This is a genomic window from Herbaspirillum lusitanum, assembly GCF_026127345.1.
Lineage (GTDB): Bacteria > Pseudomonadota > Gammaproteobacteria > Burkholderiales > Burkholderiaceae_D > Herbaspirillum > Herbaspirillum lusitanum.
Genome location: NZ_QXFG01000008.1, coordinates 695,484 through 719,105 on the forward strand (window position 1 = coordinate 695,484; position 23,622 = coordinate 719,105).

Below are 23,622 nucleotides of genomic sequence, written 5' to 3' on the forward strand. Positions count from 1 at the left end.
CATGGATGCCGCTGCCCGTAAGCCAGCCTGGCTGATCCCGTCTCTCGGTCTGACCCAGATTGTCGGATGGGGCTCAATGTTTTATGCATATGGCGTGCTCATGCAGCCCATGCAGATGGAACTGCACACCTCCAGGCCCGTGATCGTGGGAGCGTATTCGCTGGCGCTCCTGATTTCGGGATTGCTGTCGACGCTGGCCGGAAGCATCATTGATCGTGTGGGCGGACGATTGTTGATGGGAGCAGGAACGGTATTGGCTGCGTTGATGTTGGCGCTGCTCTCCGCCGTGGACAGCGTGGCAGGCCTTTATCTGATCTGGGCCGGTATCGGCGTGGCAATGAGCGCCACCCTGTATCAACCGGCGTTCGCCGTTCTCACACAGATTTTTGAAAGCGGCTTTCGCCGTGCAATCACCATGCTCACGCTCTTCGGCGGCTTCGCCAGCACCGTGGCATGGCCGCTGACGCAATGGCTCCTTGAGCGCTACGGTTGGCGTGACACATGGATGATTTATGCGGTGGTCAATTTGATGATCTGCCTGCCGATTCATGCCTTGCTGCCGCGCGCGGCGAGTATCAGGGAAAAGGCAAAGAGCAGGGACCGGGTTGCAGAAAGCATCAGTCTTGAGGCGGTACTGCGCGAACCCGGCTTTTATCTCATCACCGCTGCGGTCACATTGAATGCGCTGGTGTTTTCGGCAATGTCCTTGCATCTGATTTCCATTCTTCAGGGCAGAGGGATGTCCGCCTACTATGCGGCGGGCATCGGCGCCATGATCGGCCCGATGCAAGTGCTGGGCCGAATCCTGGAGACGACGCTCGGCAAGAACGCGACGACCAGGCAGGTCGGTCTCGTCGCCATCTCCTTGTTGCCTGTGGCGCTGCTGTTGCTGTTTGCGCCGGCCGGATGGTTGCTCATTTACGGGATTTTTGCCGCCCTGTACGGCATCGGCAATGGCGTGATGACCATCGTCCGTGGCGCATTGCCTGCAGAGCTGTATGGCCGCGAAGCATATGGCGCCATTAGCGGCGCGATGGCGACACCCGTGACGATCGCCTTCGCGGCCGGTCCTTCTGTCGCAGCGTTCTTGTATGCCGCCGGTGGCGGCTACCCCGGCGCCATCGTCGCGATGGCCGGCATCGCGACGCTTGGCGCAGTGCTGTTCTTTTATGCCGCGACACGTCCTTTTTCCAAAGCAGCTCTTTCCCACACCAGGAAACAATCATGACCACCACGATCTATCACAATCCATCCTGCGGCACGTCCCGCAACACGCTTGCGCTGATTCGCAACAGCGGTGAGGAACCGATTGTCATCGAGTATCTCCAGCATCCGCCGTCGCGCGAGGTCCTGATCCAACTGATCAAGGACGCCGGCCTCACGGTACGGGAGGCAATCCGCCAAAAAGGCACGCCTTATGCGGAACTCGGCCTGGACAATCCGCAACTGAGCGATGACCTGCTGCTCGATGCGATGCTTGCGCATCCGGTGCTGATCAACCGTCCTTTCGTGGTCACGCCCAAGGGCGTGCGCCTGTGCCGCCCCTCCGAGCTGGTGCTGGACATCCTCCCCAATCCCCAGCAAGGCCCGTTCAGCAAGGAGGATGGCGAAGTCGTCATCGATGCGGAGGGGCGCCGTGTCGCAACTTCCTGATTTGCCGAACATTGACGCGGCGTTGTTCCACGCGCCGCAGGCGAGCGACTTCACCGCGGTCGGTCGCGCCACGCATGCGCCGCGATTTCTGCTGCTGTACGGATCGCTGCGCGAGCGTTCCTACAGCCGCTTGCTGACGTTGGAAGCAGCACGCCTGCTGCAGGCCATGGGCGGCGAGACGAGGATCTTCGATCCCTCCGGCTTGCCGCTGCCGGACAGCGCGCCGGACATGCATCCCAAGGTGCAGGAGTTGCGCGAACTGGCGCAATGGGCCGAAGGCATGGTGTGGTGTTCGCCGGAACGGCACGGCGCCATGACCGGCATCATGAAAGCGCAGATCGACTGGATTCCTTTGTCGTCCGGCGCCATCCGGCCGACGCAGGGCAAGACGCTGGCGGTGATGGAAGTCTCCGGCGGTTCGCAGTCCTTTAACGCCGTCAACCAGATGCGCATCCTGGGACGCTGGATGCGCATGCTGACCATCCCGAATCAATCGTCGGTGGCCAAGGCGTTCCAGCAATTCGACGAGGCCGGCCGCATGCATCCTTCCGCGTACTACGACCGCGTGGTAGATGTCATGGAAGAGTTGATGAAATTTACTTTGCTGACACGCGACGTCTCGCCGACGCTCGCAAATCGTTACAGCGAGCGGAGGGAGAGTGCGGAGATGTTGAGCAAACGGGTCAATCAGGGCGTCATCTGAAATCGCCGGCATAAAGTTCCTGCAGCATCGACCGTAAAGCAGCTAGCGGATGTCCTGATCCCGGATGTCCCTTGACGACTTTTTGCTGCTACTTACCGATATGACAAACCTATCCGCAGTGAGCTCATCGGCGCCGTTGATATCGGCAGCGCCGGCGACGGCGACACGAAGCGCCTCGACTCCGAGCGCCGCGTCGAACCAGGCTTCGGCGCAATCCCATACCTCCGTCACGCTGGGCGGCAGCAATGCCGCCGCGAGCGCGCAGCTGTATTCCATGTCCGGCGCGGCGCCGTCGACGGACAAGTTCTTCTCCTGGCAGAGCAAATCCAACGATGCCGTCAGCACCATGATGGCGGGGAATTTTTCTTCGTCACCGCTGGGTGCGCGGTTCAAGGGCCTCGGCGCAGCGCTGTTGAATCGCTTCGACAGCGACAGCGGCAATTTCTCGCAATCGGTAGTGGCGCTGCCGGCCGGCACGCCGAAGGGTTCCGCGTTGGAAACCACGTTGCGGGCACAGACCGATGCCCAGACCGACAACAAGATTTCACTGACCATCGTGACGACCTCGGGCGCGCAAGTCGACCTGACGCTGTCCAGCCAGGAAGACGGCCTGTCGGTGCAGGTACAGGTCGGCAAAGGCAAGCTGACCGACGCCGAACGCGGCGCGCTGCAAAAACTGTCGGATGGATTCCAGACCGCCATTGACGGCATTGCCGCCAATCCGCCGGGTCTGAAGCTGGATGGCTTGACGCAGTTCGACACCAGCCTGCTGGCGTCGGTGGACTTGCATGCGAGCGTGCAGGTCGGCGGCCAGACGCAGACCATCGGCTTCCATGCCGACAGCAAGCAGCGCACCGTGAGTGCGGCCGGACCTGCCGGTACGCTCAAGGTCAGCGTCGACCTCAGCAATCTGGCTATCGTGGGGACCGCCAAGCAGCAGGCCGAGGCCATCAAACGCTATCTGAAGCAATTCGACGATGCCCAGAGCCGCGGTCATGGCGACGCCTCGCTGGTAGCGATGTTCAAGGACGCCTTCAAGGAAATGAACAGCAACGTCACCAGTGCCGCGCAACAGGCCCGCGAGCAGTCGCCGGCGGCGATCTGGCTCAACAAGACTGATCAGAGCATGACGACCGGGCTGGCCGATTTCAACGCGTCGATGACGCAGGAAGTGACGTCGCCGAACCCGGCGCGCCAGAGCGAACACGATACTTTCTCGTACCAGACTTCGCAGAGCAGTAACGTCGGCAGTAACGGAGGCGGCCAACTCAATCGCGCCATCACGCAGCAGCAGGAGTCGCATCTGAGCGCGAGCTACCATGAGTCGCTGCTGGCGGACGTGCCGCTCAGGCTAACCACCGACAAGAATTCGCAGAACTACACGTATCATCAGATCAAGGACGACGCCAGCAGCAAGGCGACGATCGCGTACGACAAGGGCGTGCTGGTCAAGGCCACGCTGGAGCAATCGGCCAGCCAGTCGACGCGTGTGCAGAAGTACATGATGGGCGGGCTGATCAACGACAACACCACGCCGCAGAACGCGACGCTGTCGCGCGACTTCCTCAGCCTGCTCAAGCCGCTGCAAAAGAAAGAGGGCGCCACCAGCGCCGCCGATATCTCGGCACTGGATCAGGCACTGGCGACCATCAACAATCTGGTCTACCTGCAGCCCGATCCGCTGACGCTGCGCAACGAGCGCTAGTTCGCATCCGCTCCTGCTGCGTGTGCGACGCGATGCCAGTCACCGGAAAGTCGCCAGCGCGTCGCGCACTGCCGCCAGCCATAAGGCGACGGCGTGGGCGCCGGGATCGGCGAAACCCAGTGCACGATCGCCGAGATAGCTGGAGCGGCCGCGCTTCGGTGTCATCGAGGCGGTTTGGGCGGCGCCCTGGACAGCCGCTTCCACAGCGGCATTGATTACTGCTTCCTCATTTTTGCCACCATCCAGCGCGGCTTGCATCGCCTGTGCCGCCGGGTGCAGCGCATCGATCATGGTGCGATCGCCGGGATGCGCGCCGCCCAGTTCCGAAACACCTTCGACGGCCGCGCTGAAGGCGGCGCTCCAGGCGCGTGCGTCGTTTGTCTTTGCGCCATCGAGCGTTGCTGCGGCGCGCATCAGCAGGATGGCGTAGAGCGGACCGGAGGTGCCGCCGACCACGCGACGGATGGTGGCCGACATGGCGCGCAGTACTGCGGCCGGGTCGGTTTCCGCCGGCCATTCGTCGATTTCGTCGCGAATGCCTTGCGCGGCGCGCGCCATGCTGATGCCGAGGTCGCCGTCGCCGACACGCTGGTCCATCTCGGTCAGCACGGCTTCGGCGTCGGTCAGGCGGGCGCAGACGGCTTCAATCACGCGGCGCAGGCGCGCATCGGCCGCCATGCGGTCGCTGCGTTTTGCATGCGGCGGGGACGGCGCCGGTTTGACCGGCGTCTTTGCAAGATGGCCGCCCAGCGCCGGCCAGGCGCTGGTGACGGTGGGTGCGTCGAGCAGGCCGAGGCGACGGTCATCCACGCGCAAGACGGTCAGCGATACGCCGGCCATGTCGAGCGCACTGAGGAAGGTGCCGGCCCAGGCGCGTTCTACTTCGACGCCGCGTGCACGAAGGTCGCGCAAGGCGGCGTCGGCGACGATGTCGAGCTCGCTCGCGGGCGTGCCGCCGAGGTTGTTGACCAGCAGCGCCACACGGTCGCCGCGCTGGAGTTTGAGGTCGCCGGCGATCTGTTGCAGCAGGCGCGCCACGATGGCGTCGGCCGGCACCAGCGCGCCGCGTTCGATGCCGGGTTCGCCGTGGATGCCCAGGCCCCATTCGATTTCATTGTCGGCCAGCGTGAAGCCGGGCTTGCCGGCGGCGGGCACGGTACACGGCGTCAACGCCACGCCCATGGTGGCGAGTGCGGCGATGGCCTCGCGCGCCGCCTGGGCAACTTCGGCCAGCGGCGCGCCTTGTGCGGCTGCGGCGCCGGCGATCTTGTGCACCAGCACCGTACCGGCCAGGCCGCGCCGTCCGGCATGCTGGCCGTGGGCGGAGAGGGCGACGTCGTCGGCCACGATCACCATCTCGACCGCGATGCCTTCGGCGCGCGCGATTTCGGCGGCGAGGCCGAAGTTGAGGCGGTCGCCGGTGTAGTTCTTGACGATCAGCAGCACGCCGGCCGCTCCGGCCACTGCGCGGATGGCATCGAGCACGGCGTCGGTGGAGGGCGAGGTGAAGACTTCGCCGGATACGGCGGCGCTGAGCATGCCGGCGCCGACATAGCCGCCGTGCGCCGGTTCATGGCCGGCGCCGCCGCCCGAAATCAATGCCACTTCGCCGCGTCCCGCCGCCTGCGCCGCATCGGCCCGCACCACGATGGTCTTGCCTTGCAACAGCGCCAGATGGGGATTGAGCGCGACCAGGCCGTTGAGCATGTCGGGTACTACTTGCGAAACGTCGTTGATGAGCTTTTTCATGGGTCTCCAGTCGATGAAAGTGGGACGGCTGTTCTTGTTTTTTGCTCGCCGTGCATGCAGGGAATTTTATGCGATTCGGCGCTTGAAGGCCTGGTTGAACGCAGCCTCCGATTCCCGGTCGACGACTGTGGCGATCAATGCCAGTCGGCGGCAATGACGAACACCCATAAAAAAACCGAAGCCGCGGCTTCGGTTTTTTATTTCAACAGCAGCAACCCGGCTCAGGTCGGCGCCGCGAAACGCACCGCCTGGCGCGCCAACAGGCGCCATTGGCCGCCGGTCTTCTTCCAGACCATCAGGATCTTCAACGCGACATTGCCCGGCTTGCCGGAGTCGCTGGTCACGGCCGTCAGCGTGTGGCGTACCACGGCGACGTTTTCCTGCACGTTGACGGTTTGCGCCGTGAGGTCGATCTTGACGAAGGTCGATTCGCCGCTGGCCAGCTGGCCGATGAATTCGCCCTTGGTCTGCACCACGCCGTTGGAGTGGCCGTAGCTCAGTTGCTCTTCGGTCAGCGCATCCAATGCGCCGCGGTCGATCTGCGAGGTCATTGCCACGCGCAGTTTTTCGACCGCGGTCGCCACTGCCTGTTCGTCGGCGGTTGGGGCAGCCGCTGCGCCCTGAGCGATCACCATTGAGCACGCCATGGCGCTGGCCAGATACATCCATTTCCTGAACATCTTGTCTCCTTGAGTAGTTGTGATTGGGTAGGACTTTGAGTGGAAATCATTGCGGACCCAGCTTGGCAATCAGCGCGCCGAGGGCTTCGCATTCGGCGGCGTTGAGATCGGTCAGCGGGGCGCGCACCGGGCCGGCGTCATGGCCGACCAGGCGGGCGCCGGCCTTGACGATGCTGACCGCGTAGCCTTGCATGCGGTTGCGGATTTCGAGGTAAGGCATGAAGAATTCGCGCAGCAGGTGATGCTGGGTGGCGAGATCGTCCGCGGCGACGGCATGGTAGAACTCCATCGCAGTTTTGGGGATGAAGTTGAACACCGCCGACGAGTACACCGGCGTGCCCAGCGCCTTGTAGGCGGCGGCATAGACTTCGGCCGTCGGCAAGCCGCCGAGGTAGGCGAAGCGGTCGCCCATCTTCATGTAGATCGAAGACATCAGCTCGATGTCGCCGATGCCGTCCTTGAAACCGACCAGGTTGGGGCAACGCTCGGCCAGACGCGCCAGCGTGGCGGGCGTCAGGCGGCATTGGCCGCGGTTGTAGACGATGACGCCGAACTTGACGCTCTTGCAGACCGCTTCCACGTGGGCGGCAAGGCCGTCCTGGCCGGCTTCGGTCAGGTAATGGGGCAGCAGCAGGACGCCGTGTGCGCCGGCTTTTTCAGCGGCCTGGGCACATTCGATGGCGTAGCGGGTCGGGCCGCCAGCGCCGGCGATGATCGGCACCTTGCCGCGGCAGGTGTCGACCGCAGTCTTGATGATGGTCGGGTATTCATGGCCGGTCAGCGAGAAGAACTCGCCGGTGCCGCCCGCTGCGAACAGTGCGCTGGCGCCGTAGGGAGCCAGCCATTCCAGCCGCTCGGCATAGCCGCGGGCGTTGAAGTCGCCGTTGGCGTCGAAGTCGGTCAGGGGAAACGAAAGCAGGCCGGAGCCCATGATGGTTTTAAGTTCTTGTGGCGTCATGATGGCGTGAAGTTGGCTGAAGAAGTGTCTCGGAAGGTATTGTTATTATGCATCGCTATTATTTGTTATCAGTCATCATACAATGTGAATTCTGAATTTGCCAATGGCTACTGCAACTATTTTTGACGGGTGGAAGCAGCTGCGTCAGGGCAGGGTAGTGACTTGTGCGACGCGATAACCGACACGAATGCGTGGCTTTAAATATTTATCTTAAACATTAAATATGCGTTTTAACTTATTGTATTTTAAAGATAATATTTTCGTGTTTAAGTTAATGTAATTTCTCATTGCGAGTTCGTTTCGATACGTGCGCCAAGCGTCGGCTTGCTGCGCTGCGAAACTAACTATTTTCCGTATTCCTGTCGACTTCGTTTGACAAGGAAATGAGGCGAAGCCGATAATCCCTCCTCGCGTTATAAGATAACGTATCACGCAGCGTAGCGTCATCTCCTCCAAGCAGTGCGCTGCCAGGGACTTATTCATTGGAAATGTAGACATGGCCGACCAAGCAACAGGGGCAGCAGGCGCAGTATCAGCAGCTGCAGCACAAAACAGGAATCAATCCAAACTCGGCCGTCTGTTGCTGACCGGCGCCGCCGGCGGCCTCGGCAAGGTTTTGCGCCCGCGCCTGGCGGCGTTTGCCGACATCCTGCGCGTGTCCGATCTGGGCGCCGCGCTGGGTACCGACGCTGCACCGCATGAAGAAGTAATGGCCTGCAACCTGGCTGACCGCGCCGCGATGGATGCACTGATCGCCGGCTGCGACGCCATCGTCCACCTGGGCGGCGTCTCCGTCGAGCGGCCGTTTGAAGAAATCCTGGAAGCCAATATCAAGGGCGTATTCCACGTCTACGAAGCGGCGCGTCGTCACGGCGTCAAGCGCGTGGTGTTCGCCAGCTCCAATCACGTCACCGGTTTTTATCGCCAGGATGAACGCATCGACGTGCGCGACCTGCGCCGTCCGGACGGCTATTACGGCCTGTCGAAGTCCTACGGCGAAGATATGGCGCAATTCAATTACGACCGCTATGGCATCGAAACCGTCAGCATCCGCATCGGCTGGTCGTTCCCGGAACCCAAGGATCGCCGCTCGCTGGCCAGCTGGCTGAGTTATGACGACCTCACCGAACTGATGCGCTGCTGCCTGTTTACCCCGGATGTCGGCCACACCGTCGTATATGGGATGTCCGATAATCCGTCGACCTGGTGGGACAACCGCTATGCGGCGCACCTGGGTTTCAAGGCGCGCGATACGTCCGAGATCTTCCGCGCCAAGATCGAGGCGCAGCCGCTGCCGCCGGCCGATGACCCGGTGCGGGTCTACCAGGGCGGAATCTTCACCGTGACCGGTCCATTCGAGCCGAAGTAACGGATATCGGGATTGCGGCAAGGTAACGCGAAACTACAAAAAGTTATCCCAGCCGGCTTCACATTCTCGATTGTATGTTATCGTACATCCATGTTATCTTTGCTGCCGCCTGAGATCGTGAAACTGCAAAGCGCAGTGAGGGCCGCCATAAGAACCACGTGTTTGAACAAGCGGCAGCGGCGGATGTGGCAATGGATACAGCAAGTGCAATAACAAGCAGCAAAGCATAAGCAGCACAGGCTGGTAACACGACAGCCGCCTTGTCCGGCAACCCGGCGGAGACAGCGCAACGCGCCGGCGTTGGACAAGGTGAAGGGAGACGGTAGTAGTGACGGTGAGCGACAGCAAGCAAAAACAATAACGCACACACCGCAGGCAGCGACGCCATTGCCAAGGTAAAGAGGTGGGCAGCACAGACCTCGGTGCTTGATGATGACGCCGCAAGCTCAGGGAAAAATCGATTAGTTTCGTTCCACGGTGGACCGCCTTGTTTGTCGGTCGGCTCCTCGTGTCCTCCACTGTCATTACATCGCCGAATTAAACGCCACGTATAAAGGGCAACATCGGCATGGGTTTTACACTTAATTTCGCTCCTCTCGCGCCATACTGGCCGGTCTTCCTGACCGGCGCCTGGCTGACGCTGAAGATGACGACGGTCGCCATTGTGGTCGGCGTCGCTATCGGTACGCTGATCGCTTTCCTCAAGCGCGGCAGCAATCCTTATATCGCCAAAGCCTGTTCCGCCTACATCGAGGCGGTCCGCAATACGCCTTTCCTGGTGCAGATTTTCTTGCTGTACTTCGGCCTGGCCAGCCTCGGTATCCACATGCCGACGTTCGCCGCCGCAGTGCTGGCGATGATCATCAACATCGCCGCCTATGCCGCCGAGATCATTCGCGCCGGCCTGGAATCGGTGCCCAAGGGCCAGATCGAAGCGGCCGAATGCCTCGGCCTGTCGCGCTGGCGCATCGCGTGGCATGTGATGCTGCAGCCGTCGATCGAGCGCGTTTATCCGGCGCTGACCAGCCAGTTCCTGCTGATGATGCAAGCCTCGGCCATGGCCTCGCAGATCTCGGCCGAAGAATTGACCGCGATCGCCAACACCGTGCAGTCCGACACCTTCCGCTCGCTGGAAACCTATATCGTCGTCGCCTTCATGTACCTGGCGCTGTCGATCCTGGTCAAGCTGCTGGCCTGGGGCTTCGGCGAATACCTGTTCAAGCGCCGCCGCATCATCCGCCGCGCCGCACTGGAAGCCGCTCGTCGCCGTCCGCCCGCGATTCCGCCGTTCCAGCCGGTCGCCGCAACTGCAGCCGCTACAGCTGCGAACACTACCAACGGGAGCGCATCATGATCGGCAGTTTCTCCTGGGGACATTTCCTCTATCTGGTGCAGTCGATCTGGTGGACGCTGGTGCTGTCCGGGCTGGCCTTCATCCTCGGCAGCATCGGCGGATTCGGGGTGATGCTGGCGCGCATTTCGCCGCGTCGCTGGTTGTGGATGCCGACGCTGGTGTACATCGAGTGCATCCAGGGCATTCCGCTGCTGATCCTGCTGTTCATCGTTTATTTCGGCCTGTCGGTGTACGGCTTCGCCTTGCCGGCGCTGGTCGCGGCGGGGCTGGCGATGATGGTCTACACCAGCGCCTATCTGGGCGACATCTGGCGCGGTTGCGTCGAAGCGATGCCGCGTCCGCAATGGGAAGCCGCCGAATGCCTGTCGCTGACGCGCTGGCAGACGCTGCGCCTGGTGATCATTCCGCAGGCCTTCCGCCTGTCGCTGCCGCCGACCGTGGGCTTCCTGGTGCAGGTCATCAAGATGACATCGCTGGCGTCCGTGATCGGTTTTATCGAACTGACCCGCGCCGGTCAGATCATCAACAACTCAATTTTTCAGCCTTTCCTGATTTTCAGTCTGGTAGGGGCGTTCTATTTTGTACTGTGCTACCCGCTCTCGCGCTGGAGTGAATCGATGGAGAACAAGCTCAATGTCAGCAATCGTTAAACTAGATCAGATTTACAAGAGCTTCGGCTCCAACCAGGTGCTGAAGGGCGTTTCCTTCGAGGTGCAAAAGGGCGAGATGATCGCCATCATCGGCGCCAGCGGTTCCGGCAAGAGCACCGCGCTGCGCTGTATCGACCGCCTCGAGAAGATCGATTCCGGCGCCATCGAAGTCTGCGGCATGCGTGTCGACGATCCGGCCATCGACTTGCACAAGCTGCGCCAGGAAGTCGGCATCGTGTTCCAGAGCTACAACCTGTTCCCGCATCTCACCGTGCAGGAAAACATCATGCTGGCGCTGCGCCACGTCAAGCAACAGCCGAAGGCGCAGGCCCTGGCCGTATCCATGGCCGCGCTGGAACAAGTCGGTCTCGGCAATAAAGCCGACGCCTATCCCGAGCAACTGTCGGGCGGCCAGCAACAGCGCGTGGCGATTGCCCGCTCGCTGGCCATGTCGCCGAAAGTCATGCTGTTCGACGAAGTCACCTCGGCGCTCGATCCGCAACTGACCGGCGAAGTGCTGCGCGTGATGGAAGACCTCGCCGCCGGCGGCATGACCATGCTGCTGGTGACCCACGAAATGGCCTTCGCCAAGCGCGTGGCCGACCGCATCATCTACATGCACCAGGGCACCGTATGGGAAGTCGGCCCGGGTGAGATGCTGGACAACCCAAAGACACCGGAATTGCATGCCTTCCTCAATAACGGCCTGTAATCCATAGGTAGCTTTTCATTGCAACACAATCAAACCAAGGAGACCTGCATGAAACTGAATCACCGTTTAGGCCACGCTTTTGCTCGCACCTGCATCGCTGCGCTGCTGACCGCCGGCCTGGCCCACGCCGCCATGGCCGACCAGCTGGACGACATCAAGAAGGCCGGCAAGGTCCGCGTGGCGATCGCCATGGGCACGCCGCTGTTCAGCTTCGCTGACGCCAACCTGCAACCGGCCGGTTCCGACGTCGAAACCGCCGAGCAATTCGCCAAGGACCTGGGCGTCAAGCTGGAAATCGTGCCGGTCACCAACGCCGCCCGCATTCCGACCTTGCAAGCCAACCGCGCCGACGTCGTCATCGCCGACTTGTCGATCACGCCTGAGCGCGCCAAGGTGGTGGACTTCTCCGTGCCTTACGCCGTCATCACCATCATCGTCGGCGGTCCGAAGAACATCCAGATCAAGGACTACAACGACCTCAACGGCAAGCGCATCGGTCTGACCCGCGCTACCGTCAACGACACGCTGACCACGGCGCAAGCCAAGGGCGCCGAAATCGTTCGCTATGAAGACGACGCCACGCTGATCACCTCGATGGTGACCGGCCAGGTCGAGATCTTCTCCAGCACACCGTCCAACCTGGGCGAAATGATCAAGCGCGCACCAGGCAAGAACCTGGAACTGAAATTCGCGCAAAAGGACTTCGACCTCGGCATCGCCTTCAACCAGAACCAGCCGCGCCTGAAGGAATGGATCAACAACTGGGTCCTGACCAACCACCGCAACGGCAAGCTGGATGCGATCTACGTGAAATTCCATGGCCGTCATCTGCCGGCAGCAGTCGCCAAGCAATAAGTGCTTGCAAACAAGTCATAAACGATAAAAACAGCCGTACCTTATTGTTTCCGCGTCGGCGGGGACGAACTGAAAGCCGCTCTTCGGAGCGGCTTTTTTATTGTGCCTCGCGATGATGGGAAAAGATTGGGGTGGATTGCGGCAACCGACGGGCACCCTTGAAACGGCTTTTCCAGTATGGCTCGCTGAGTCGGGACTGGTAAATCACGCCATGCTTGCGTGAGGCATGGACGAAATTTTCACCTCCCACGTAGATCCCCACGTGCGCGATACCGCGCTGTCCATCGCGAAAGAACACCAGGTCGCCCGGCTGCATCGCTCCGGCCGCGACGCGAACGCCGACTGTGCTGATTTCACGCGCGGTGCGCGGCAAATCGCCGCCGCCGGCATCCTTGTACAGCAGCGCGATGAAGGCGCTGCAGTCGAGCCCGCTGTCGGGATCGGTGCCGCCGAACTTGTAGCGGATACCGCTGGAAAGGCTGCTGAGGGCGTGGGCGGCGAAGCGCGCCGAAGACGCTGGAATTTCGCCAGCGCCAGCAGCGGCGTTGACGAGACACAGGATCGGCAATAGCCATGGACGTAGAAAAGACGGCACGAATGAACTCCCGGCGCTGTCCTTGGGGACGCGACCTGATGAAAGACGGACAAGTGGAAGGCGCATACGCGCCGAAGACGTAGAACGAAAAAATGCAGCGAACTGATGCGAGCGACTGCAGGCAGTGTAGGTGGACGGTTTCAGCCGAACAATAGGAAAACTCTTAAAGCAGCCCGGCGATAGTCATGGCGCACTGGAAACCGCAAATGGGAAAGCCGTCCTTGAGGGATGGCTTCTTGCTATGTGGCATCCTCCGATTCGGGCGTCGGAGGATGTTGTCGGACCTGACAGAGAGACTCCGTGGCCGATGAAGCGGGTCAGGCCATCGTCGCCAGCATGGCGATCACGGCGACAGCCATGACAACCGTGGCGCACCAGCCGAGGACGCGCATTTTTCGCCCGATCACGAAGCGTCCCATGACCCCGGCGTTGACGGCCAGCAGCATCATGATGGCCATCACCGGCACGGCGATGACGCCGTTGATCACGGCGCTCCAGAACAGCGCCTGGATGGTGTTCACCGAAGAAAAGGCCAGCGCCGCGCCGATGATGGTCGCCAGGGCAATCACGCCGTAGAAGCGTTTGGCCGCGGCCGGCTTGTCTTCCAGGCTGTTGCTCCATTTGAAGGTGCCGGCCATGGCGTAGGCCGCCGATCCCGCCAGCACCGGGATGGCCAGCATGCCGCTGCCGATGATGCCGAGACTGAACAGGATGAATGCAAGTTGTCCCGCCACCGGCTTCAATGCCGACGCCGCGCGGGTGCTGCTTTCGATGTCGTGCACGCCGTGCTGGTGCAGCGTGATGGCGGTGGTCAGCATGATGAAGAACGCCACCGCGTTGGACACGCCCATGCCGACGCAGGTGTCGAACTGCATGCGCGACACGCCCGCGGCGGCTTCTTCCGGACGGCGCTTGAGCGCTTCTTCGGCGGGTGCGCGTTGCTGCTCCTCGACTTCCTGCGAGGCTTGCCAGAAGAACAGGTAAGGGCTGATGGTGGTGCCGAAGATGGCGACTATCATGGTGATGTAATCGCGGCTCAGGGTGATGTGCGGAAAGAAAGTGCGGCTCCAGACTTCGCTCCACTCGATATGCAGCGCGAACACCGTGCCGACGTAGGCAAACAGCGATAGCGTCAGCCACTTCAGCACGTTGACGTAGCGCTGGTACGGAACCCACACTTGCAGCAGGATGGAGGCGATCCCCAGCCCGAGCGCATACAGATGATGCGGCCCGCCGATCACCAGCGTCACGGCGTCGCCCATGGCCACCAGGTCGGCGGCGATGTTGATGATATTGGCGAGCAGCAGCAGGATCACGATGCCATGCAGCATCCAGCGCGGGAAATGGCGGCCGATGTTGGTCGCCAGGCCGTGTCCGCTGAAAGCGCCGATGCGCGCGCTGACCATCTGGATGCCGACCATCAGCGGATAAGTCAGCAGCACCGTCCACAAGGTATTGAAACCGAATTGCGCCCCCGCCTGGGAATAGGTGGCGATGCCGCTGGGGTCGTCGTCGGCCGCGCCGGTGATCAGGCCCGGCCCGAGCCGCTTCAACCACGAAATGGATTTGGACTTTCTCATTGTTGTATCGACCGGAGCCGGATTGTCGTTGGTGGTATGAATCCGTCGCCAGCTTAGCAATGCGTCCCGTAGCACACTGTCGGCGTGCAACTTGTTTTTGCGTAGGAAGTTGGGGAAATCGGCAAGGCGACGCCCGTAGCTGAGCAGAACAAGGACGTTGTCCCACGGTGCAATCAGCGTGCGCCTACAGCATTGCGGCGGGGCGCCAGGTTATGATTGATCATCGTCCACCCGATCCCGGCGCCATGTTTTCACAAGACCTGATTGTCGACCGCTTGCAACATTCGGCTTTCCGCCGCCGCTTCGTGCTGAAGCCGCCCGAATACCGCTACTTGCAAGAGCATGGTCTGGAAGAAGTACTGCGGCATGCCGAAAGCTTCATCGCCGCGCGCCTGGCGCCGGCCCATCCCGACAAGGACGGCAAGCAGACGCCGTTTCGCGGCCATCCGGTATTCGTGGCGCAGCATGCGACCGCAACCTGTTGCCGCTCTTGCCTGGAGAAATGGCACGGCATCGGCATGGGCCAGAACTTGACCTCATTGCAGACGCAGCACATCATCGACATGCTGGCGCGCTGGTTGCAAGACCAGAAGGCGCCGCTTGAAACGCAGCGTCCGACGCGCAAGAAATCCGAAAAACGCCCATCCCGCACCGCTGCCGATGAGCGTCAGGGCGTGCTGTTCTGAATCATCCTGAATCATCCCGGCCGGATCGTCGTCGATATTGCGTCTTCCTCCTTTCCTTCCGCAGACCTCAACAATTCTGACGCCCGAACAGGGTATCCGCTTATGTCGCCGTCAGTGCTTTGCCGCTAGGCTCATCTCTGGCTGGCGTAGTGGCGCGTCTTCGTGGTGTGCATGCGCTGTGTGTTGAATGCATCCCATAAAGAGGTCTCATCATGGCAGGAAAGAAAACGGCAAACAGCGGCAATGAGGCAGCAGGCTCGGTGCTCGGCACCATGTCGGGGGCAGCGGTGGTCGGCGCCAACAGCGGCAAGAAGGTATTGCCGGCGGAGTTGCTGAAAAAAATCGTTGACGGCGCCAAACTGGCCGGCGGCATCACCCACAACACCTCCAAACCGGACGAGTTCCTCCACCCCGGCGGTGAACCCCGGCATATCCCGAGCGCGGGCACCATCGCCAAGCCCGCGTCGCCGCAAGCAAGCGCCGGTACCGTCAGCGAAGCCATCGTGTCCGGCAAGACCGGCGGCGCGGCTCAACCCGGTCACAACGCAGTCGGCGGCAATCTCGACCGTGTGCGGGTCGACTCGGTCGCGCAGGCCCTGACCACCAATCAGGGCGTCGCGATCGCCGACAACCAGAATTCCCTGAAAGCCGGCGTGCGCGGACCGACCTCTCTGGAAGACTTCATCCTGCGTGAAAAGATCACCCATTTCGACCATGAGCGCATCCCCGAACGCGTGGTGCATGCGCGCGGTTCGGGCGCGCACGGCTATTTCGAATGCTACAAGGACCTTAGCGCCCTGACGCGCGCTGCGCCGTTCTCCGGCGACGGCAAGCGCACCCCGGTGTTCGCACGCTTCTCGACGGTCGCCGGCGGCGCCGGTTCGGCCGACACCGTGCGCGACGTGCGCGGCTTCGCCGTCAAGTTCTACACCGATGAAGGCAACTGGGACCTGGTCGGCAACAACATCCCGGTGTTCTTCATCCAGGATGCGATGAAGTTTCCCGACCTGGTCCATGCGCTCAAACCGGAACCGCATTTCGGCATGCCGCAGGCTTCCAGCGCGCACGACACCTTCTGGGATTTCGTCTCGCTGATGCCGGAGTCGACCCACATGCTGATGTGGCAGATGTCGGACCGCGCCATCCCGCGCAGTTACCGCATGATGCAGGGCTTCGGCGTACATACGTTCCGCCTGGTCAACGCCGCCGGCGAATCGGTATTTTGCAAATTTCACTGGACACCGGTAGCCGGCACGCATGCGCTGGTCTGGGACGAAGCGGTGAAGATCGGCGGCGCCGATCCCGACTTCCATCGCCGCGACTTGTGGGAAGCCATCGAGTCCGGTCACGCGCCCGAATGGGAGCTGGGCCTGCAGGTGTTTTCCGAAGGACAGGCCGAGGAGTTCGATTTCGACGTCCTCGACCCGACCAAGATCGTGCCGGAAGAGCTGGTGCCGCTGACGCCGGTCGGCAAGATGGTGCTCAACCGCAATCCCGACAATTTCTTCGCGGAGACGGAACAGATCGCTTTCTGCACGGCGCACATCGTGCCCGGCATCGATTTCACCAACGATCCCTTGCTGCAAGGGCGCATCCATTCTTACCTGGATACCCAGATCAGCCGGCTCGGCGGCGTCAACTTCCACGAGTTGCCGATCAATGCGCCGCTGGCGCCGGTGCATAACAACCAGCGCGACGGCATGCATCGCCAGGCGGTGCATCGCGGGCGTGTGTCGTACGAACCCAATTCGCTGGGCGGCGGCTGTCCGTTCCAGGCCGGCAGCGCCGGATTTGCCAGTTTTCCGCAACCGGTAGAGGGCGACAAGGTGCGCGCCAAACCGGAAAAATTCGCCGAGCACTATGCCCAGGCCAGGTTGTTCTGGAACAGCCAGTCCGCCGCCGAGCAGCGCCACATCATCAAGGCTTTCCGCTTCGAGCTGACGCGCGTGCAGACGCCGGCGATCCGCCAGCGTGTGGTGTCGCTGCTGGCCAATGTCGACGATCTGCTGGCCGAAAGCGTGGCCGAAGGTCTCGGTTTCACCGTGCCCGATCCGGCGCCCGATGTCGGACCGGTCGTCAAACCGGTCTACGCACCGTCGCCGGCCTTGTCGCTGACTGCGTATCCGGGGGACGGCAGCATCCGCACGCGCCGTATCGCCATCCTCGCAACGGATGGCGTTGACGTCGAGGTGCTGTCCAGGATTTACGACGTGCTGCTGGAGCAAGGGGCGGCGCCCAAAGTGCTGGCGCCAATGCTTGGCGCAGTCAAGGGCAGGGAGGGCTCGGCCGGCGACGGCTGGCAGGCGGACATCACGATCGAGGCGGCGCCGTCTGCCTTGTACGACGCGCTGATCGTGGCGCCTGGAGATGCCTCCACCATCAGCCTGTGCGAAAACGGCCTGGCGATCGAGTTCATCAAGGACCAGTATCGTCATTGCAAGCCGATCCTCGTCATCGACACCGGCGCCGATCTGCTCGACCGTGCCGGACTGCCGGCGGTGCTGCCGACCGGCGACCCCGACTTTTCGCTGATCAACGTGTCCGGCGACCAGCTCGACGACGGCTTGGCGCAATTCATCCAGGCCGTCGGGGGGCGGCGTGAACTGGATCGCGAAACTGATCCCCCGGTGGTCTGATGAACACACCTGCCAAAGACAACGTCGACGGCATCCGCCGTTTTTTCGCGCAATTGCCGGCGCGACCTGAGGCCGGCCAGTTGCTGTGCGAGATGGTCGACGCCGGGTTGGATCGGCTCAGCCTGCCGGGTTCGGGCCAGACCCTGCAACGCTGGCGCACCTTGGCGGCGGTGGCGGCGTACGACCTGAGCCTGGCGAAATTGTATGAGGCCCATGCCGATGCCCTGGCGATCCTCGCTGAAGCCACCGCCGACGACATCGCGCCGGCGCTCAGCGTCTGGGGCGTGTGGTGCGCCGAGCCGCCCGAGGCGCGGCTTGATATCCGCACCGCCTCGGCCGAAGACCCGGGCCGCGTGGTCATTGATGGCGTCAAGGCCTGGTGCTCGGGCGCCAACGCGCTCAGCCACGCCATCGTCAGCGGCTGGAATGCCGACGGCCATCCTTGCCTGGCGGCGGTCGATCTCGACCAGGCCGGCGTGACGGTCAGCGACGAGGGCTGGCACGCGGTCGGCATGGCCGAGACCACCAGCGTCAACGTGCATTTTGAAAACGCGCGCGGTATCGCCGTCGGCGGTGCGAATTTCTATGTCGGCCGGCCGGGCTTCTGGCAAGGCGGCGCCGGTATTGCCGCATGCTGGCATGGCGCGGCGGCGCAACTGGCGAGTTATCTGCGCCACAAACTGACCGGTCAGGATGATCCGCATGCGCTGGCTCACCTTGGACGCGCCGACGTTGCGCTGAGCGCATCGGCGGCAGGACTGCGCGCGGCGGCAGAAGCCATCGACGCGGAGCCGACGGCGGATAGTTATCGTCTCGCCATGCGCGTCCGGCTGGCGACCGAGCAGGCGGCAGTCGAGGTCATGCAGGCGGTAGGGCGTGCGCTGGGCGCGGCGCCGCTGTGTCGTGACCCCTGGGTTGCGCGCATGATGGCCGACTTGCCGGTATTTTTGCGTCAGAGCCATGCCGAACGCGATCTGGCGGCGCTGGCGCAATCCACGCTGCAACAGGCGGAAGACGGGGACGACGGGGAAGACGATCATGCAGGAGAAGAAGAATGGCGACTCTGACGCTGACTGAAGAAAATCCTCCCGAGATCGGACATGCGGCCACCGACGAAGCGCGCTGGCGCGACAATCCGCGCTTGGCCAGGGTGCCGCAAGTCCATCCGGAAACATTGGTGTCGTCCGATTCGCGCGCCGTCATCGTGGCGCCGCATCCCGACGACGAAGTGCTCGGCTGCGCCGGCTTGTTGATGCATCTGGCGCGCAGCGGCCACGAGATCCTGTTGATCGCGGTCTCCGACGGCGAGCGCAGCCACAGCAGTGAATCGGCGTTCAGCAGCGACTTGCTGTCGCACGTTCGTCCTGCCGAAACCAGCGTGGCCTTGACCGCGCTCGGCATCGGCAACATCACCATCATGCGCGCCCAATTGCCCGACAGCAGGGTGGGCGAGCATCAGCGCAAATTGCAGGATTTGTTGGGCGCTTATCTGCAACGCAGCGATGTCGTCTTCGCCAGCTGGCATCGCGACGGTCATCCGGACCATGAAGCGGTCGGCCTGGCCAGCCGCGATGCAGCGCGCGCCATCGGCTGCCGCCTGATCGAAATCCCGATCTGGATGTGGCACTGGCGCACTCCCGACCATCAAGATATCCCCTGGCAGCGCGCCCGCAAACTGGCGCTTGACCCTGACATGCAGGCGCGCAAGAAGGCGGCGCTGGAATGCTATCGTAGCCAACTGGAACCCGATCGTTCGACCGGCAACGCCGCCATTCTGCCGCCTGAGGTGCTGGCGCATTTCCAGCGGGACTTCGAGATTTACTTCGTCTGACCACCAGCAGCCGCGTCGGCTGCCGTCTGACAAGGCATTCAGCCGATTGCTGACTGTGATGGCCGCCGCTTTTGCGCGATACTTTTCTCACTATCGGGAGAAGCAAACATGCGGCGAGCATTGTGGAAGGGCGCAATCAGTTTCGGGCTGATCAATATACCGGTCGAGCTGTTCACGGCCGAGAAACATGACGAGCTCGACTTCACCATGCTGGACAAGCGCGACCTGTCGCCGGTCGGCTACAAGCGCATCAGCAAGAAAACCGGCAAGGAAGTGGTCTGGGACAACATCGTCAAGGGCTACGAGTACGAGGACGGCAAATACGTCCTGCTCTCCGACGAAGACTTGCGCCGCGCCAACGTCGAAGCCACCCAGACCATCGACATCGAATCCTTCGTCGATGCGACACAGATTCCGATCACCTACTATGAACAGCCGTATTACCTGGCGCCTCTGAAAAGCGGCGCCAAGGCCTATGCCTTGCTGCGCGAGACGCTGCGCAAGAGCGGCAAGGTCGCGTTGGCGCGCATCGTCATCCGCACGCGCCAGCATATCGCCGCACTGACGCCGTTCGACGACATCATCAACCTGATTACCTTGCGTTATCCGGCTGAGTTGCGTGCGCCGGACGACTTGCCGGTGCCTGATGCCAATCCGAAGAAGGCCGGCCTCAGCGCGAAGGAAGTGGAAATGGCGCAATCGCTGGTGGAAAGCATGTCCGGCGACTGGGATCCGGAATCGCTGCGCGACACTTACCGCGACGACATCCTGGCGCTGGTGCAAAAAAAGATCAGGAGCCGCCAGACCCACGAGATCGCCGAGCCGGAACCGCAGGACGAGGACAAGCCGCGCAGCAGCGCCAAGGTCATCGATCTGATGGCCTTGCTCAAACAGAGCATTGACGGCAAGGGCAAGCGACCAGCTGCAAAGCCGGCCGCAACCCCGGCCAGGCGAACCAAGGCTGCGGCCAGACCTGCCGCCGCCAAAAACCGTTCCAGGACCGCGCCGTCGGCGCGGGCGCGCGCATGAGCCTGGCCCGCTACCGCGCCAAGCGCGATTTCAAGATCACGCCGGAGCCGCCGCCGGAGCCGGTGGCGCGCCGATCCGGCAAGACGCTCAGCTATTTCATCCAGCGCCATCACGCGCGCGCCTTGCATTACGACTTCCGCCTCGAAGTGAATGGCGTGCTCAAGAGCTGGGCAGTGCCCAAAGGACCGAGCCTGGATCCGCACGACAAGCGGCTGGCGGTGCACGTGGAAGACCATCCCTACGACTACGGCAGCTTCGAGGGCCGCATCCCGGCGCATCAATACGGCGCCGGTGAAGTGGTGCTGTGGGATCGCGGCGAATGGCTGCCGATCGGCGATCCCGTGGCCGGCCTGAAGAAGGGCCACCTGGAATTCGAACTGCGCGGCGCCAAACTGAGCGGGCGCTGGAACCTGGTGCGCATGGGCAAGCCGGCCGACAAAGACAAGGATAAAGACGGCAAGACCAGGGAAAACTGGTTGCTGATCAAGGAAAAGGACGACGCCGCACGCGAGGGAAAGCAGGCCGACATCACCGCCTTGCGGCCGGAGAGCGTGGCGGGCACAGCGACGAAGAAGACTGGAATCGCTCCTGGAAATGCTGCTGAAAAGCCCGTCGAGACCACGTCGAAAAAACGTAAACCTGCCGGTCGCGCCGCCACTTCCATGCCGATGCCGGACAAAGTCGACGCACAACTGGCGATGCTGGTAAAAGAGGCGCCCGACGGCGACGCATGGCTCAGTGAAATGAAGTTCGACGGCTATCGCGGGCTGTGCCGGATCGAAGGCGGCAAGGCGCGCATCTTCACACGCGAGCATCTCGACTGGAGCAAGCGCTGGCCGCAACTGACGCAGGCGCTGGCAGCGCTCGACGTCGAGGAGGCCTGGATCGACGGCGAAGTGGTGGCCGTGCTGGACGACGGCAGCATCAGTTTCGAAGCGCTGCAGGATCCGACCGGCTATGACGGGGTGACGCTGGCCATCTATGTGTTCGACCTGCTCTGGCTCAACGGCAAAGACTTGCGCGACACGCCGCTGCTGGAGCGCAAGCGTCTGTTGCGCGAAGTGGTGTCGGGCGTAGACCACAGCGGCCTGATCCGATTCAGTGAACACGTCGTCGGCGACGCCGCCGAGGTCTACCGCCACGCTTGCCTGCACGGCATGGAAGGCACCGTGGTCAAGCGCGCCGACGCCGCCTATGCAGGACGGCGCGACCGCAGCTGGGTCAAGCTGAAGTGCGCCATGCGCCAGGAATTCGTCATCGCCGGTTACACCGATCCGGCCGGCAGCCGTGTTGGTTTCGGCGCTTTGCTGGTGGGCGTGTACGACGCCGCCAGCGGGGAATTGCATTACGCCGGTCGCGTCGGCACCGGTTTCGACGACCGCAAGCTGACGCAATTGCTCAAGCGCTTCAAGACCTTGGAGCGTGACCAGCCGGCCTTCGTCGATCCGCCGCGCGGCCGCCTCGCGCACGGCGTGCACTGGCTGGCGCCGAAGCTGGTGGCGGAAGTGAAGTTCGCTCAATGGACCCGCTCAGGCATCCTGCGCCATGGAGCATTCGTCGCCCTGCGCGAGGACAAGAAGGCGGAAGAAATCGTACGCGAGAAGGCGATTGCGACATCCAGGCCGGAAGTGAAGGCGAATGCAAAAGGAGATGCAAAACACGCGCCGAAAAGCAGGGCGGCGAAAAAGCCTTCCGCCAACTCTTCAACCAACTCCTCCATCGAATCCATCGAATCCATCGAAGGCATGCGCCTGACGCATCCCGACAAGTTGCTGTTCACCGACCCGGACCTGAGCAAGCGCGATCTCGCCGAGTATTACGCGACCGTCGCCGACTGGCTGCTGCCGCACGTGCAGCAGCGTCCGATGACCATGGTGCGCTGTCCCGATGGCAGCGTCGGCAAGTGTTTTTTTCAGCGCCACCTCGGCCAGGGCGCTCCCGCCGCGGTGGAGAAGATCGCGGTCCCCGAAGGCAAGGGCAGCGCTGAGTACATGATGGTCAACGACATCGCCGGCCTGGTCGCCACCGTGCAGATGGGCGTGTTGGAACTGCATACCTGGGGTGCGCGCGAGGGCAAGCTGGCGCAGCCCGACCGCATCATCTTCGATCTCGATCCCGCGCCCGAGGTGCCGTGGAGCAAGGTGGTCGAGGGCGCCAGGCTGGTGCACGGTCTGCTGGAAGAGATCGGCTTGCGCAGTTTCGTCAAGACCACCGGCGGCAAGGGACTGCACGTGGTCGTGCCGATCGTGCCGGAACAGGAGTGGGAGGTGGTCAAGGAATGGTCGCGCGGCGTCGCCGAGCACATGGTGCAGGTGCTACCCGATCATTTCACGGCGAAGATGGCGAAGGCGGCGCGCACCGGCAAGATATTCATTGATTACCTGCGCAATGCGGCGACCGCCACCGCGGTCGCCGCCTACTCGCCGCGCGCACGCTCCGGTGCGCCGGTATCGGTGCCGCTGGCCTGGGACGAGCTGGACGGCACGACGCGAGCCGACAGCTTTACCGTGGTCACCGTACCCAAGCGGCTGGCGTCCCTCAAACGCGATCCATGGCATGACTACGCCGCAACCAGGCAGCGCCTTACCAAAAAAATTCTGTCGTCGTTTTCAATGGAAAAGGAGTCGGCATGACCATCCCTATCGACCTGCCGGGCGGTGAATACCTGCCGGAACTCAACAGTCCTTCCCTGCAAGCGGGCATCGCCCGTCTGGGGCCGTCGCAATACCGCGGCATCGTGCTGGTCGACGGCGGCTGTCAACCCAGCTTCAGTTGTCCGGAAATCCGCGCGACCGAACATGCGGCGATCTGCGACGCCCAGGAATTCATCGCCATGCACGCCGCCGAGACCTATAAGCAGCGCCGCGACTGATCAGC

21 protein-coding genes are annotated in these 23,622 nt (G+C 62.5%); 16 read left to right on the forward strand and 5 right to left on the reverse strand.

All coding sequences use genetic code 11. From position 1 onward, the window contains the following. Nucleotide 1 precedes the first annotated feature (1 nt). The 4 genes from DXT88_RS11645 to DXT88_RS11660 all read left to right on the forward strand — a co-directional run bounded on the left by DXT88_RS11645 (nucleotide 2) and on the right by DXT88_RS11660 (nucleotide 4,061). Nucleotides 2–1,228, forward strand: a complete 1,227-nt coding sequence (locus tag DXT88_RS11645) for an MFS transporter (RefSeq protein ID WP_265213555.1) — start codon at nucleotides 2–4, stop codon at nucleotides 1,226–1,228. Then, nucleotides 1,225–1,653, forward strand: coding sequence for an arsenate reductase (glutaredoxin) (gene arsC / locus DXT88_RS11650; RefSeq protein WP_265213556.1), 429 nt, complete (start codon nucleotides 1,225–1,227; stop codon nucleotides 1,651–1,653). The genes DXT88_RS11645 and arsC overlap by 4 nt, the downstream gene beginning before the upstream one ends. Then, complete coding sequence (arsH, locus tag DXT88_RS11655) at nucleotides 1,622–2,356, forward strand: arsenical resistance protein ArsH (RefSeq protein ID WP_265214144.1); 735 nt, start codon at nucleotides 1,622–1,624, stop codon at nucleotides 2,354–2,356. The genes arsC and arsH overlap by 32 nt, the downstream gene beginning before the upstream one ends. 100 nt (nucleotides 2,357–2,456) lie before the next feature. Continuing rightward, nucleotides 2,457–4,061 (forward strand): hypothetical protein, encoded by a 1,605-nt coding sequence (locus DXT88_RS11660; protein WP_265213558.1) that lies wholly within the window; start codon nucleotides 2,457–2,459, stop codon nucleotides 4,059–4,061. Nucleotides 4,062–4,100: 39 nt separating this feature from the next. Here the strand turns inward: DXT88_RS11660 and dhaK are convergent, their stop codons facing one another. The 3 genes from dhaK to kdgD all read right to left on the reverse strand — a co-directional run bounded on the left by dhaK (nucleotide 4,101) and on the right by kdgD (nucleotide 7,448). Further along, entirely contained in the window at nucleotides 4,101–5,810 is a 1,710-nt protein-coding gene (gene dhaK, locus DXT88_RS11665) for a dihydroxyacetone kinase subunit DhaK (RefSeq protein WP_265213559.1), read from the reverse strand. A gap of 221 nt (nucleotides 5,811–6,031) precedes the next feature. Beyond that, entirely contained in the window at nucleotides 6,032–6,490 is a 459-nt protein-coding gene (locus DXT88_RS11670) for a nuclear transport factor 2 family protein (RefSeq protein WP_029363037.1), read from the reverse strand. A 46-nt stretch (nucleotides 6,491–6,536) separates the two neighbouring features. Continuing rightward, nucleotides 6,537–7,448, reverse strand: coding sequence for a 5-dehydro-4-deoxyglucarate dehydratase (gene kdgD / locus DXT88_RS11675; protein ID WP_265213560.1), 912 nt, complete (start codon nucleotides 7,446–7,448; stop codon nucleotides 6,537–6,539). A 496-nt stretch (nucleotides 7,449–7,944) separates the two neighbouring features. On the opposite strand from kdgD, the gene DXT88_RS11680 reads away from it, so the two are divergent. From DXT88_RS11680 to DXT88_RS11700, 5 genes are all read left to right on the forward strand, one after another. Beyond that, nucleotides 7,945–8,817: an NAD-dependent epimerase/dehydratase family protein gene (locus DXT88_RS11680; protein WP_265213562.1), complete on the forward strand. Its 873-nt coding sequence runs from the start codon at nucleotides 7,945–7,947 to the stop codon at nucleotides 8,815–8,817. Nucleotides 8,818–9,385: 568 nt separating this feature from the next. After that, a complete protein-coding gene (locus DXT88_RS11685; protein WP_016832477.1) occupies nucleotides 9,386–10,171 on the forward strand; it encodes an amino acid ABC transporter permease in 786 nt (261 codons plus the stop codon). Continuing rightward, nucleotides 10,168–10,821 carry an amino acid ABC transporter permease gene (locus tag DXT88_RS11690; protein ID WP_016832476.1) on the forward strand — a complete coding sequence of 218 codons (654 nt, stop codon included), beginning with the start codon at nucleotides 10,168–10,170 and terminating at the stop codon, nucleotides 10,819–10,821. The genes DXT88_RS11685 and DXT88_RS11690 overlap by 4 nt, the downstream gene beginning before the upstream one ends. Then, a complete protein-coding gene (locus DXT88_RS11695) occupies nucleotides 10,805–11,533 on the forward strand; it encodes an amino acid ABC transporter ATP-binding protein (RefSeq protein WP_265213565.1) in 729 nt (242 codons plus the stop codon). The genes DXT88_RS11690 and DXT88_RS11695 overlap by 17 nt, the downstream gene beginning before the upstream one ends. Nucleotides 11,534–11,581: 48 nt before the next feature. Further along, complete coding sequence (locus tag DXT88_RS11700) at nucleotides 11,582–12,388, forward strand: transporter substrate-binding domain-containing protein (RefSeq protein ID WP_265213567.1); 807 nt, start codon at nucleotides 11,582–11,584, stop codon at nucleotides 12,386–12,388. Between the two features lie 97 nt (nucleotides 12,389–12,485). Here DXT88_RS11700 and DXT88_RS11705 read toward each other — a convergent pair whose 3' ends face one another. Both DXT88_RS11705 and DXT88_RS11710 read right to left on the reverse strand, forming a co-directional pair. Then, nucleotides 12,486–12,983, reverse strand: coding sequence for a C40 family peptidase (locus tag DXT88_RS11705; protein ID WP_265213569.1), 498 nt, complete (start codon nucleotides 12,981–12,983; stop codon nucleotides 12,486–12,488). Nucleotides 12,984–13,300: 317 nt separating this feature from the next. Next, nucleotides 13,301–14,563 carry an NRAMP family divalent metal transporter gene (locus DXT88_RS11710; protein WP_029363035.1) on the reverse strand — a complete coding sequence of 421 codons (1,263 nt, stop codon included), beginning with the start codon at nucleotides 14,561–14,563 and terminating at the stop codon, nucleotides 13,301–13,303. 212 nt (nucleotides 14,564–14,775) lie between these two features. Here DXT88_RS11710 and DXT88_RS11715 point away from each other — a divergent pair, with 212 nt between their 5' ends. The 7 genes from DXT88_RS11715 to DXT88_RS11745 all read left to right on the forward strand — a co-directional run bounded on the left by DXT88_RS11715 (nucleotide 14,776) and on the right by DXT88_RS11745 (nucleotide 23,617). After that, nucleotides 14,776–15,249 (forward strand): DUF4186 domain-containing protein, encoded by a 474-nt coding sequence (locus DXT88_RS11715; RefSeq protein ID WP_265213571.1) that lies wholly within the window; start codon nucleotides 14,776–14,778, stop codon nucleotides 15,247–15,249. A 212-nt stretch (nucleotides 15,250–15,461) separates the two neighbouring features. Beyond that, nucleotides 15,462–17,885, forward strand: coding sequence for a catalase (locus DXT88_RS11720; protein ID WP_265213572.1), 2,424 nt, complete (start codon nucleotides 15,462–15,464; stop codon nucleotides 17,883–17,885). After that, nucleotides 17,885–18,952, forward strand: a complete 1,068-nt coding sequence (locus DXT88_RS11725) for an acyl-CoA dehydrogenase family protein (protein WP_265213573.1) — start codon at nucleotides 17,885–17,887, stop codon at nucleotides 18,950–18,952. Before DXT88_RS11720 ends, DXT88_RS11725 begins: the two co-directional genes overlap by 1 nt. Continuing rightward, nucleotides 18,940–19,716 (forward strand): PIG-L deacetylase family protein, encoded by a 777-nt coding sequence (locus DXT88_RS11730; RefSeq protein WP_265213575.1) that lies wholly within the window; start codon nucleotides 18,940–18,942, stop codon nucleotides 19,714–19,716. The genes DXT88_RS11725 and DXT88_RS11730 overlap by 13 nt, the downstream gene beginning before the upstream one ends. A 108-nt stretch (nucleotides 19,717–19,824) precedes the next feature. Further along, a complete protein-coding gene (gene ku / locus DXT88_RS11735; RefSeq protein WP_265213577.1) occupies nucleotides 19,825–20,745 on the forward strand; it encodes a non-homologous end joining protein Ku in 921 nt (306 codons plus the stop codon). Further along, on the forward strand, nucleotides 20,742–23,378 hold the full coding sequence (ligD, locus tag DXT88_RS11740; protein WP_265213579.1) for a DNA ligase D: 2,637 nt from the start codon (nucleotides 20,742–20,744) through the stop codon (nucleotides 23,376–23,378). Before ku ends, ligD begins: the two co-directional genes overlap by 4 nt. Next, entirely contained in the window at nucleotides 23,375–23,617 is a 243-nt protein-coding gene (locus DXT88_RS11745; protein ID WP_016832444.1) for a hypothetical protein, read from the forward strand. Before ligD ends, DXT88_RS11745 begins: the two co-directional genes overlap by 4 nt. Nucleotides 23,618–23,622: the final 5 nt, after the last annotated feature.